Source organism: Amycolatopsis coloradensis (assembly GCF_037997115.1).
In the GTDB taxonomy this organism is placed as follows: Bacteria; Actinomycetota; Actinomycetes; order Mycobacteriales; family Pseudonocardiaceae; genus Amycolatopsis; species Amycolatopsis coloradensis_A.
In genome coordinates, this window is record NZ_CP150484.1 from 5439366 (window position 1) to 5451053 (window position 11688).

14 protein-coding genes are annotated in these 11688 nt (G+C 69.5%); 8 read left to right on the forward strand and 6 right to left on the reverse strand.

Translation table 11 applies throughout. From position 1 onward, the window contains the following. Nucleotides 1-48: 48 nt before the first annotated feature. The gene (locus LCL61_RS25470) at nucleotides 49-894 is read right to left on the reverse strand and encodes an LLM class flavin-dependent oxidoreductase (RefSeq protein ID WP_340682055.1); all 846 of its coding nucleotides are present in this window, start codon (nucleotides 892-894) and stop codon (nucleotides 49-51) included. A gap of 181 nt (nucleotides 895-1075) precedes the next feature. On the opposite strand from LCL61_RS25470, the gene LCL61_RS25475 reads away from it, so the two are divergent. Beyond that, entirely contained in the window at nucleotides 1076-2341 is a 1266-nt protein-coding gene (locus tag LCL61_RS25475; RefSeq protein WP_340682056.1) for a family 1 glycosylhydrolase, read from the forward strand. Here LCL61_RS25475 and abc-f read toward each other — a convergent pair. Beyond that, nucleotides 2325-3947, reverse strand: a complete 1623-nt coding sequence (gene abc-f, locus LCL61_RS25480; protein ID WP_340682057.1) for a ribosomal protection-like ABC-F family protein — start codon at nucleotides 3945-3947, stop codon at nucleotides 2325-2327. The genes LCL61_RS25475 and abc-f overlap by 17 nt on opposite strands. Before the next feature lie 283 nt (nucleotides 3948-4230). On the opposite strand from abc-f, the gene LCL61_RS25485 reads away from it, so the two are divergent. From LCL61_RS25485 to LCL61_RS25505, 5 genes are all read left to right on the forward strand, one after another. Beyond that, the gene (locus LCL61_RS25485) at nucleotides 4231-4827 is read left to right on the forward strand and encodes an Rv1733c family protein (RefSeq protein ID WP_340682058.1); all 597 of its coding nucleotides are present in this window, start codon (nucleotides 4231-4233) and stop codon (nucleotides 4825-4827) included. 42 nt (nucleotides 4828-4869) lie between these two features. Then, nucleotides 4870-5697: a M55 family metallopeptidase gene (locus LCL61_RS25490; protein ID WP_007035431.1), complete on the forward strand. Its 828-nt coding sequence runs from the start codon at nucleotides 4870-4872 to the stop codon at nucleotides 5695-5697. Continuing rightward, nucleotides 5690-6985 (forward strand): M20/M25/M40 family metallo-hydrolase, encoded by a 1296-nt coding sequence (locus tag LCL61_RS25495; RefSeq protein WP_340682059.1) that lies wholly within the window; start codon nucleotides 5690-5692, stop codon nucleotides 6983-6985. Before LCL61_RS25490 ends, LCL61_RS25495 begins: the two co-directional genes overlap by 8 nt. Before the next feature lie 178 nt (nucleotides 6986-7163). Further along, nucleotides 7164-7658, forward strand: coding sequence for a hypothetical protein (locus LCL61_RS25500; protein WP_340682060.1), 495 nt, complete (start codon nucleotides 7164-7166; stop codon nucleotides 7656-7658). A 14-nt stretch (nucleotides 7659-7672) separates the two neighbouring features. After that, nucleotides 7673-8314: a maleylpyruvate isomerase family mycothiol-dependent enzyme gene (locus tag LCL61_RS25505; protein WP_340682061.1), complete on the forward strand. Its 642-nt coding sequence runs from the start codon at nucleotides 7673-7675 to the stop codon at nucleotides 8312-8314. 7 nt (nucleotides 8315-8321) lie between these two features. Here the strand turns inward: LCL61_RS25505 and LCL61_RS25510 are convergent, their stop codons facing one another. Further along, nucleotides 8322-8984: a helix-turn-helix domain-containing protein gene (locus LCL61_RS25510; protein WP_340682062.1), complete on the reverse strand. Its 663-nt coding sequence runs from the start codon at nucleotides 8982-8984 to the stop codon at nucleotides 8322-8324. On the opposite strand from LCL61_RS25510, the gene LCL61_RS25515 reads away from it, so the two are divergent. Beyond that, nucleotides 8928-9914, forward strand: coding sequence for an FAD-dependent monooxygenase (locus LCL61_RS25515; RefSeq protein WP_340682063.1), 987 nt, complete (start codon nucleotides 8928-8930; stop codon nucleotides 9912-9914). The two genes, LCL61_RS25510 and LCL61_RS25515, sit on opposite strands and share 57 nt — an antisense overlap. A 5-nt stretch (nucleotides 9915-9919) precedes the next feature. Here LCL61_RS25515 and LCL61_RS25520 read toward each other — a convergent pair whose 3' ends face one another. Continuing rightward, entirely contained in the window at nucleotides 9920-10045 is a 126-nt protein-coding gene (locus LCL61_RS25520) for a hypothetical protein (RefSeq protein WP_340682064.1), read from the reverse strand. 49 nt (nucleotides 10046-10094) lie between these two features. Here LCL61_RS25520 and LCL61_RS25525 point away from each other — a divergent pair, with 49 nt between their 5' ends. Beyond that, on the forward strand, nucleotides 10095-11168 hold the full coding sequence (locus tag LCL61_RS25525) for a GDSL-type esterase/lipase family protein (RefSeq protein WP_340682065.1): 1074 nt from the start codon (nucleotides 10095-10097) through the stop codon (nucleotides 11166-11168). Nucleotides 11169-11172: 4 nt separating this feature from the next. Here the strand turns inward: LCL61_RS25525 and LCL61_RS25530 are convergent, their stop codons facing one another. Beyond that, nucleotides 11173-11472: a hypothetical protein gene (locus LCL61_RS25530; protein WP_005150941.1), complete on the reverse strand. Its 300-nt coding sequence runs from the start codon at nucleotides 11470-11472 to the stop codon at nucleotides 11173-11175. After that, complete coding sequence (locus tag LCL61_RS25535; protein ID WP_007035425.1) at nucleotides 11459-11686, reverse strand: hypothetical protein; 228 nt, start codon at nucleotides 11684-11686, stop codon at nucleotides 11459-11461. The genes LCL61_RS25530 and LCL61_RS25535 overlap by 14 nt, the downstream gene beginning before the upstream one ends. Between the last annotated feature and the right edge of the window lie 2 nt (nucleotides 11687-11688).

Consider the following 11688-nt stretch of genomic DNA (forward strand, 5'->3'; position numbering starts at 1 on the left):
GACAGACGGTTCTAACCGTCCTTACCACTCACGAGGCCGAGCGGGAGCTCACCACCGAGGCGGGCCGGCGTCCACGATCTTCTGCGAAAGCTCCAGCGGGTCGAGATGCATCAGCGACTCCATCCACCACGTCATCCCGGCCTGCCCCAGCGCGGGCAGGTCGACCTTGATCGGCTCCTCCCACGCCGGACTCGCGTTCCCGGCGACCGCGACGTCGAAGGGACGGCCCGACTCCAGTCCGGCGAGACCGAGCGCACGGTGGGTCTCCGCGATCTCCTCGGCGGTCGGCGTGTGGTCCTCCGGGTTCGGGAAGATCCCGTCGCACAACGCCGCCCGCCGGACGACGCGCGGATTGTCGGTGGAGCTCGCCACCCAGATCGGGATCCGGAACGGCTCGGGCGGGGCCTCGGCGAGCGCGACCTGGTAGTGCGCGCCGTCGTGGTCGAAGCGCCTGCCGGACCAGATAGCGCGGATGACGTCGAGACCCTCGTCGAACATCGCCGACCGGGTCAGCAGGTCGGTCTGCTCGCCGAACCGGCTGAAGTCACCGGATTCGTCCGAACCGAGACCGGTGCCGAGGATCAGCCGCCCGCCGGAGAGCCTGCTGACCGTCGACGCGTGCCGCGCCACCACCCACGGCCGTCGCCGGGCGGGCGGGGTGATCATCGGACCGAACAGCAGTTGGCTGGTGGCGTGCGCGATGGCGCCGAGCGTCGTCCACGGATCCGCGATGGGCATGGTGTCCGCGACGACGTGGTCCCACAGGAAGAACCCGTCCCAGCCCGCCGCCTCGGCGCGCACGGCGAGGTCGACGAGCACCCCCGGCTCACCGAACGGGCCGAAAGGCGGCAGATAGACGGCGTGTCGGACCGTGCTGCCGGTCAAGTCGATCATCTCCCCAACGTCATCGTCGAAGTCCCCGGACGGCCGCTTGTTTACGCCGTTCACCCACGTTAGCGTCCCGAGGATGGCGGACGCTGGTGAACGATCGACGAAGTGGCCGGAGCATCGGGGAAGGTTACGCCGGGCGCTGTCCTCGGTGGTCGCCGTCTCACTATGCGCGACACTCTCCGCGGTGAACGCGTCCGCATCGCAGGACGACGGCTGGTCCCGGGACTTCTACTGGGGCGTCGCGTCGTCGGGCTATCAGTCCGAGGGCAGCGCTCCGGACAGCAACTGGAAGCGGTTCGTGGACCGTTCCGCCGGCAAAGACGGCGTCGACGAATACCGCGACTCCGTCGACTTCCGGCACCGCTACGCCGACGACATCCGCCTCGCGGCCGGGCTCGGCGTCAACACCTACCGTTTCGGCATCGAGTGGGCTCGCGTCGAGCCCTCGCCAGGACGGTGGGACGAAACCGAGCTGGCCTTCTACGACGACGTGTTCCGGCAGGTCCGGGCCGCGGGCATGACCCCGATGATCACGCTCAACCATTGGGTCTACCCGGGCTGGGCGCTCGATCAGGGCGGCTGGGCGGAGTCGCGGACGGCCGACGCGTGGCTGGAGTTCAGCCGGAAGATCGTCCAGCGTTACGCCGGGCAGGACGTCCTCTGGGTCACGTTCAACGAGCCGCTGATCTTCCTCAGGAACGAACAGAAGGTCGGGGCGCTGAACGCGACGCGGTACTTCGCGGCGCAGTCCAACATCGTCCAGGCGCACCGGCGCGCCTACGACCTGATCCACGAACTCGATCCGACCTCGAAGGTCACCAGCAACCAGGCCTACATCACCGGCGTCAACGGGATGGCCGACTGGTTCTTCCTCGACCAGGTCAAGGACAAGCTCGACTTCATCGGGATCGACTACTACTACGGCCTGAGCATCGACAACTGGACGGTGTTCGCCGCGGCGACCGACAAGTTCTGGGACGTGAAGCTCCAGCCCGAAGGCATCTACTACGCGCTGCGCAGCTACCACGACCGGTTCCCGCGGATGCCGCTCTACATCGTCGAAAACGGCATGGCGACCGACAACGGGAAACTCCGCGACGCGGACTACACCCGCGGCGATCACGTCCGCGACACCGCGTACTGGCTCCAGCGAGCCAAGGCCGACGGGATGAACCTCATCGGCTACAACTACTGGAGCCTCACCGACAACTACGAATGGGGCAGCTATCGCGCCCGGTTCGGACTGTACACAGTGGACGCTCTCACCGATCCCGCGCTGACCCGGCGCCCCACGGACGCCGTTCCCGCGTACCAGGCTCTGGTGACGGCGGGTGGCGTGCCGCAGGGCTTCCGGCTCAAGCGCGGTCCGGGGACCTGTTCCCTCGTGGACGGGCTGAACAGTTGCCTCAACCCGGCCAAGGTGGACGGACCGCTCATGCCACTGAAGTGACCAGCTCCAGCCGCCTGCCCTCGAAGGTCCGCCGCATCCGACGGTCGTGGGTGACGATCACGAGCGCGCCGGAGTACTCCGCGAGCGCCTGCTCCATCTCCTCCACGAGATCCGGGGCGAGATGGTTGGTCGGCTCGTCGAGCAGTAGCAGGTCGGTCCTGGCCGTCACGAGCCTGGCCAGTTCGAGCCTGCGCCGCTGCCCGATGGACAGTTCCCGGACCGGCTTGCGCAGATCCGGCGCCCGGAACAGGCCCAGCGACAGCAACCTCTCGGCCGCCTCGTCCTCGTCACCGTCCCCGGCGAAGACCGCCAGAACGGTTCGAGCGTCGGCGGCGAGTCCGCCATTCTGGTGCAGGAACCCGATCCGGCCCGTCCGCTCCGCCGACCCCGTCGACGGCGCCAGCTCGCCGGCGAGCACCCTCATCAGGGTCGTCTTGCCCGCCCCGTTGGGCCCGGTCACGAGGACCCGTTCGCCCGGCAGCACGCTGAGCGACGTCCGCGGAAGACAGCCGTCGACCGACACGTCGTCCACCTTCACCACGAACTGATCGGCCTCGGTCTCCCCCGCGGCGATCCGCGCGGTGAACCGGAGCGGCTCCGGCGGCGGCGGAACACGGTCCGCCTCGAGCCGCTGGATCCGCTCGCGTGCCGACCGGATCCGGCTCATCGCCCCGTGCGCCCGGGACCGGGCCCGGAACGCGCCGGCCCCGCTGAAGGCCGCCGGAGCCTTGCGAGGGATCGCCGAGAACCGGTCGATGTTGACGTCCGCCATCCTTTCGTAACGGGCCTTCTCCAGCCGCCACTCCTCGTACTCACGGACCCATCGGGCCCGTGCGGCCTCCTTCGCCGCGAGGTAACCCGCGTAGCCGTTGCCGTGCCGCTGCACGGTCCGGCGGTCCGCGTCGACCTCGAGAATCGTGCTGGTGACCCGGCTGAGGAACATCCGGTCGTGGGTGATCGCGACGATCCGGCCGCGATGCCCGCGAAGGTGGTTCTCCAGCCAGGCGACGGCTTCGTCGTCGAGATCGTTGGTCGGCTCGTCCAGCAACAGCAGTTCCGGCGAAGCGGCCAGGGTGGCCGCGAGCGCCAGTCGGGACCGCTGGCCGCCGGACAGGCTGCCCAGGGCGCGGCCGCGATCGAGGCCCGGCTGCCCGAGCCCGTGCAAGGCGACCTCCACCCTGGTGTCGGCCTCGTAACCGCCACGGGCTTCGTAGGCGGCCATCAAGTCGCCGTACGCGGCCAGGTCCTCGGCGGTTTCGAGCGCTGTTTCGGCTGCCCGCAGGCGCGATTCGAGGTCCCGGATGTCGGCCAGCGCGAGGTCGATCGCGTCGCCGACCGTGGCGGTGTCGGACAGCTCCAGCGTCTGTGGGAGATAACCGACGCCTCCGGGCGCGGTGACGGTCACCGTGCCGTTGTCCGCCCGGTCCCGGCCGGCGATCAGCCTCAGCAACGTGGACTTGCCCGAGCCGTTGTCGCCGATGACGCCCACCTTCTCCCCCGGTTTGACGGTGAAAGAGACCTGGTCGAGTACGACATGGTCGTCGAAACGTTTGGTGACACCGGAGAGCACGAGTTGTGTTCCGGGATTCTGATGCGGGATACGCACAGGGGCGTCCTCCTGATTCTCGCAAGGGAAAAGAGCGCGTGCGGAAGGACGCGGCCCGGCGGAGCGAAGGCTCTACGCCAGGACCGCGTCGAAGGCGAGAATCACAGAGTGAAGAAAATCCCCATGCCGAAGACGGTAGCGGTGGAACGCGGACGGGCAAAACGAATTAAAGGTTGTGTACGGGTTCACAGAGTGGTCTGTGTCCCCATACCGCGACAGCGGCGCCCCGGTGACCGAGAATCGAAGATGGAGGTTTTCGCGGTCTGAGGGAATGGGGTTCCTCGTGCACGGGTCAAGCGGTCCGATCGCCCGGTTCCGGCGACGGCTCTTCCCTGGTCACAATTCGCTGGCCCGCGGCTCCGACCGGTTCGAAGCCCTGGTGCTGAAGCTCGTCATCCTCGCGGCATTGCTCGCCATCCCGGTCGCGGCCACCGTCGGCTCCGCCAACCACGGCAGGCAGGTCGCCGCGGCCGCCGCCGACGCCACCGGACGCCAGGCCGCCACCGCGTATCTGCTGACGGCCGCGCCCGTCCGCATCGTCGACAGCGAGAGCGTCGGAACCGGCAACTCCACCACCGCGGCGACCTGGACCGACTCGCGCGGCGCGCGGCACACCGGTGGTGTCCTCGCGACGCCGGGCAGCCCCGCCGGATCGGCCGTGCCGATCTGGATCGACGCCCGCGGTGAGCTCACCGCCGCCCCGAGGAACGCGTCGACGGCGGTATTCGATTCCGTGCTCGTGGGACTCTGGCTCTGGTTCGCCGTGGTCGGCGCGCTCGTCCTGTTCCACCGGATCGTCCGGCTGGTGCTCGACCGGCAGCGCGCAGCGGCCTGGGAGCGTGCCTGGGCGGTCTACCCGCGTTCCGGCTCCTGGCCCTGATCCCGGCGGCGAGGGCAAAGCGCCTCGGCTAGGGTGCCCCGCATGCGCATCATGATCTCGGCGGACATGGAGGGCGCCACCGGCGTCACCTGGACCGAGGACGTCATCCCCGGTACCGAGCAGTGGCAACGATTCCGCCGCCTGTTCACCGGTGACGTCAACGCCACCATCGCGGGCCTGTTCGACGCCGGCGCCACCGACGTGCTGGTCAACGAGGCGCATTCCTCCCAGCGGAACCTCCTGCTCGAAGACCTCGACGGCCGCGCGCGCATGCTCACCGGCAGGCACAAGCCGCTCTCGATGATGCAAGGCATCGACACCGGCGTGGACGGCGTCGTCTTCCTCGGCTACCACGCCGGCGCGGGATTCGACGGCGTCCTGTCCCACACGTACCTCGAGAACCAGATCACCGGCGTGTGGCTCGACGACGTGCCCGCCAGCGAAGGCAGGCTGAACGCCGCGATGGCCGCCGAGTACGGCGTCCCGGTACTCGTCGTCTCCGGTGACGACAAGGCCTGCGACGACGCCCAGGACTACGCGCCGGAGGCCGAACTGGTCACGGTGAAGGAGTGCGTCAGCCGCTACGCCGCGATCTGCCTGCCGCCCGCGAGGACGGCCGAACTGCTGAGCTCGGCCGCCGCGGACGCGATGAACCGGGCGGGCCGGGTCGAGCGATTCACCACGCCCCACCGGATCGAGGTCGAGTTCGACGCGAGCCACCTCGCGCAGGCCGCGGCGGTGATCCCGACGGTGGAACAGATCGGCGTGCGGCGGGTCGGCTTCGACGCGCCGGACATGACCGAAGCGATGAAGGCGTTCAAGATCGTCACGGCGATCGCGGCCGGGGCGGTGCAGGGTATCTATGGCTGAGTTGGATGTCGTCGAAGTCTGCTCGCGGCTGATCCGGTTCGACACCACGAACCGGGGCAATGGGGATTCCGGGGGCGAGCGCGAGGCGGCCGAGTACGTGGCGTCGCTGCTTTCGGGACTCGGGATCGACTCGAAGATCATCGAGTCCGCGCCTCGCCGCGCGAACGTGATCGCGCGGCTCCCCGGCACCAACCCGAGTCTCCCCGCGCTGCTCGTACAGGGACACCTCGACGTCGTCCCGGCCGACGCCACCGACTGGTCGGTGGATCCGTTCTCCGGCGAGGTCCGCGACGGGTTCCTCTGGGGCCGGGGCGCGGTCGACATGAAGGACTTCTGCGCGATGGTGCTCGCCGCCCTCGCCACGGGTGTCCGGCCGAGGCGGGACATCGTCCTGGCGTTCGTGGCCGACGAGGAGGACAAGGGCGAGTACGGGGCGCACTGGCTCGCCGCGGCGCACCGGGACCTGTTCGACGGCTGCGCGGCCGCGATCAGCGAGTCGGGCGCGTACACCTACCACGTCCCCGCCGCCGACGGCCGCACCGTGCGGCTCTACCCGGTGGCGACGGCCGAACGCGGCACGGCGCACCTGCGCCTGACCGCCAAGGGCCGCGCGGGACACGGATCGCGTCCCAACGACGAGAACGCGGTCACCCGGCTGGTCACCGCGCTCGGCAAGATCGCCGCGCACCGCTGGCCGGTCCAGCTGACCCCGACGGTGCAAGCGTTCCTGGAACGCACCGGGGAAGCGCTCGGCGTCCCGATCGATCTGTCCGATGTGGACGGAACGATCGCGCGGCTCGGGCCCGCCGGGGCGCTGGTGGTGCCGACCGTCCGCAACAGCACTACGCCGACCATGCTCGACGCCGGCTACAAGGTGAACGTGATCCCGACTTCGGCCGAGGCCCAGGTCGACGTCCGCGTCCTGCCCGGTACCGAGCCCGACCTGTTCGCCGAGCTCGACGCGATGCTCGGCGAGGGCGTCAGCCGCGAGTTCGTCGCACACCAGCCGCCGGTCCAGGCCCCGGTGGATTCGCCGTGGTTCGACGCGATGGCTGAGGCGCTGCGCTCCGAAGACCCCGAAGCCGTCGTCGTGCCCTACTGCATGGGCGGCGGCACGGACGCCAAGGCGTTCAGCCCGCTCGGGATCGACTGCTACGGCTTCGCTCCGTTGTGGCTGCCGGAAGGCTTCCCGTACCGGGCGATGGCGCACGGGGTGGACGAGCGCGTCCCGGTGGAGGGCCTGCGGTTCGGCACGCGGGTGCTACGGCATTTCCTGGAAAACTGCTGAGGCGTCATCGGTACAGGTGGTCGTGAGTGGCAAGTGTCGTTCTAAAGACACTTGCNGCCGACCACCGCCGCGAACGCATAGAGGATCGCCGGGACTCACGACCCACTTTCATGCGAATTTCATGAAGGCCGCATAGCGTCGGCGGCGTGAGACCTCTGACTTCGCGCGCCTGGCGGGCGTGCTCGTGATCGGCCTCGGCGTCACCCTCTCGGCGTGCCGAGGCGGGTTCCCGATACCGCGTTCCGACGCCGCGCCCGCGACGTCGACCTCGGACTCCCCTCCCCCGCCCGAGACGCGGCCCCTGACGGTGACGCCGCCTGCAGCGCCTTCGACGTCATCCGCGCCGGGTCTCGAACCCGCCGCGATCGACCGGGTGTTCCAGGTCTACGTGAACGGTCTGGCCAATCACGACATGACCGCGTTGCGCAGCGGGACCTGCCCCCGGCTGCGGGCGACCCTCCTGGGATTCGAACTCCACGGGCACTACGTCGAGCGCTGGGGGATGCTGCCGTACTCCGTCCCGCCGGGACAGGAGTTCGTGACGGTCCAGGCCAAGGTCACCCAGCGGAACGCGCGCAGCGGCAAACTCGCGGGTGACGTCGTCTATTCCTGGTATGTCGAGCGGAACGAGGACACGAACTACTACGTTTGCGGGTGGCTCGACTACGAGTGAGCAGGAGGCCGCCAGTGGACACCGTCGCGCGACTCGCCCGGGACGAACGGGCGGACTTCGCCGCCTTCCTGCGAACGCTGTCCCCCGAGCACTGGGACGCGCCGACGTTGTGTTCGGAGTGGACGGTCCGGCAGGTGGTCGCCCACGTTGTCGACTACGACGCCCAGCGGTTCCGTGATCTGCTCGGCCAGGCCGTCCGCGGCGGGCTGCGGCTGAACCGGATGAACGCGCTCGGTGTCGCACGGAAACCCGGCCGGACACCGGAGGAGCTGATCGCGCGGTTCGAGGAGCACCTCGAGCCACGCGGCCTGACCTCGGCGTTCGGTGGACGGGTTGCCCTGCTCGACGGGATCCTCCATCATCAGGACATCCGGCGCCCACTGGGGTTTCCCCGCGAGGTGCCGCCAGAACGGCTGCGTCACGCCCTGGCTTTCGCCCGCTACGCCCCGCCGATCAAGGCGCGCAAGCGGGCGCGCGGGCTTCGGCTCGTCGCCACGGACCTCGACTGGTCGTCCGGAGCCGGGCCGGAAGTCCGCGGCCCCGGGGAGGCGCTCCTGCTGTCGATCGCCGGCCGGGCCGTGGCACTGGACGAACTTTCCGGGCCCGGCGCGGCGATCCTCGCGTCCAGGGTGGACGGTCACCCCGCCGCCGGCTGAGGCGGCGTCAGCCCGGGAAAACCTCGGACAACGCGGTGAAGGCGCGGTCCAGCCGGTCACGGTGCGCGGTGACGAGGGCGGTGAGATCGTCTCCGGCGAGCCGTCGCCGCGTCGTCGCCACGGCGACGACGCGATACGTGGCGACGATCAGCGCGGCGACCAGTTCGCTGTCACCGGAGAGCCGGGGGTCGCTCTCGAGCTCGTCGGTCAGTTCCGCCTCGATCTCGTGCTCGAACTCGCGCAGCCGTGAAATGAGCGAGCGAGACCCGGCGACGGTGCGCGCGAGCGGCTCACCCGCCTGACTCAGCCCCGACAGCGGATGCTGTTCCTCCGCGAGAGCGATAGCCGCCCGGCGGAACGCTTCGACGACCCCCACACCATCCGGCCGCTCGCGGACCACGGCCCGGACGATGCCGACGGCGTCGGGCAGCCGGTCGAGCGCGAGGTCCTCCTTGCGCTCGAAGTGCGAGAACACGGTCACCTTCGAGACGCCGGCGGCGGCGGCGATCTCGGCGACGGTCACGTCTTCGAAACCGCGCTCCATTTCGCCGGGATCATGTTCCGGCACGACCTTGTCGACCAGGGCGATCCGGTACTGGCGGCGCATACCGCTGTGGCCAACGGGATCCTGGTACGCCAGCACGATCTCGAACTGCTGCTCGGCGAGCACTGCGCCAAGCTGGGAGTCGAGATCCGTCGCGGTGTCGAGGTCCGGGACCTGCGCGGCATCGGCGGGGACGGCGACGTGGTCGTCGAAACCAGCGCGGGTGAGTTCACCGCCGGGTGGGTCGTCGCGGCCGACGGCGGACGGAGTGTCATCCGCAAGCGGCTCGGCGTCGATTTCGCGGGCACCGGCCCGGAACTGGTGGGCTACCAGGCCATCGCGGATTTCGAAGACGTGAGCGAACTGCGCCGCGGCTGGAACTGGACACCTCGCGGCATCTACACCTACGGACCGGTGCCGGGACGCGTTCTCGTCGCCAGGTTCGCGCCCCAGCCCGAAGACAAGAACGCTCCCGTCACTCTCGAAGAGCTGCAGAGCGCGGTGCGCGACGTCACCGGCATCCCGGTCACGATCACCGGACTGCGGGGCCGGGCGACCCGATGGCCGGACAACGCGCGCCAGGCGCGGGCCTACCGTCACGGCAGGGTGTTCCTCGCCGGCGACGCCGCGCACGTGCACTCACCGTTCAGCGCGCAAGGGCTCAACCTCGGGCTCGGCGACGCGGTCAACCTGGGCTGGAAACTCGCCGCGACCATCCAGGGCCACGCGCCGGCAGGACTGCTCGACACCTATCACTCCGAACGGCATCCGATCGGCGCGTGGGTCCTGGACTGGACACGGGCTCAGGTCGCGCTGATGCGCGGAGACGAACGAACCGCTCAGCTGCGGAAGGTCGTCGGCGACGAACTGTTCGCCGTTCCCGGCGCGACCAACCGCATGGTCGCGCTCACCTCGGGAATCCTTCAGCGGTACGACGTCGCCGACGACGCCACCGCCCCGACAGGCTCGATCGCCGGGGACGTCGCCTGGGCCGACGCCTCCGCCGGCCACGCGCGGAAGCTGCTCGACATCGCGGTCCAACGCTGGGCCGGCTGACTCGATCAGAGCGCGGTCGAGCGGCTCGAGGACTCCCAAGCGGCCAGCTCCGCCGCCCTGGCTTCGTGTCCGGTCGCCGCCGGTGAACGACAGCCCGCGCTGCCGGACGGACCGGACATCGCGACCGTCACACCGCCATGATCACCCTGTCGGGCCACGGGTCCGTAGAATCCGGTGACGATGCGACGTTTCCGGTGGTGGTGGGGTGCTCTGGCGCTCACGTTCGTGGTGGTTCTCGTCGGGTTCATTGCCTTTACCGGGTCGGAAAGCCGCCCAGGGCAGCCGTCCCCGCGCCAAGGCCCACCGGGGACGGGGCCGCTGACGGTCGTCTCCATCGGCGACAGCACCGTGTCCGGTGAGGGCGCGGGCGACTACACGCCCACGACCAACGGGCAGGGCGGCAATTGGTGCCACCGCTCCCCCAACGCCTTCGTCGAGCAGATCAAGATCCCCGACGTCACCGCGCGCGTGAACCTCGCGTGTTCGGGGGCGCCCTCGGAGCAGATCGCCCTCGGCGACGCCAAGCAGTGGACCGAGCCGTCACAGGCTCAACAGCTCGCGAACTTGATCAAGGACCATCGGGTCGCGGCGGTGGTGATCGCGATCGGCGCGAACGACGAGCCCAAGTTCTCGGCTCAGGTCAACGAATGCTTCAAGGCTTGGTTCTCCCCGCAGAACCCGCCGTGCAGCGTGGCTCTCCGCACCACTTGGAAGTCCAAAGTGGACGCCATGGTGCCGAAGGTGACCAACGCCGTCGCCGACGTGAAGAAGGTGCTCGCGCAGGCCGGCTACGTCCCGGCGGACTATCAGCTCGTGCTGATGTCGTACGCCTCGCCTGTCGGCCCCCAGATCCCGGAGGCCCTGCGCAGCCTCAATGGCTGCCCGTTCCGCACCGAGGACCTGGAGTGGATGCGCCGCGACGGCGTCTCCGTTCTGTCGGACGGGCTCAAGCAGGCGTCGAGGGCGACCAGCGCACGGTTCCTGGACCTCTCACGGGCTGGCGCCGGGCACGAGGCATGCAGCAGCGACCCGGCGAACGAGTGGTTCAGCAGGCTGACGCTGCAGCTGCGTGACCTCGGCCAGGTGGACCGCGCGAGCCACGCGCTGCAGGAGTCTTTCCATCCCAACGCGAACGGCCACGCGCAGATCGCGAACTGCCTCAACGAGTTCCTCGCGGCCCGCGGCGGCAACGCGTCGTGCCTCTCCGGCCCCGACGGCAAACTGCACGCCGCGCCCGAGGTGATCGCGCGTTAGAGGTCTAGAGGTCGAGTGCGGCGCGCAACGCGATGTCGATGCGCTCCTGGACCTCTTGGTCGATCTCCGCGATCTTCTCGTCGAACCACGGCCGGTACAGGCGCGTGAGGTTCAGCGTGGAGACCCAGTACCGCGCGTCGACGGCGACGCCGAGGATGTCCTGCGGATCACGGTCCAGCAGTTCGGTGCCGAGCAGCCACGGCCGCTCGGATTCGTTCACCCCGTCCGAGGACAGCAGGACGACGGTGCGCTGCCGTGCCGGTTCGGTCGGGGGGTGGTACGTCCAGACTTCACCCCTGTGCACGCAGATCCTTCTCCGCGGCGGTCAGCTCGGCCTCGTCCGATTCGGCGGACGGTTCGACCGGGGCGCGCTGCGGGGTGTATCCGGTGCGGACGGCCTCCCTGCGGGCCGCTTTGGACAACCACGACGAGACCGAGATCCCGTGTGCCTTCGCGGCCCGCTCGGCGAACTCGAGCGCACCACTGTCGAGTGAGAGAGTGACCTTACGTGTTGCCATAC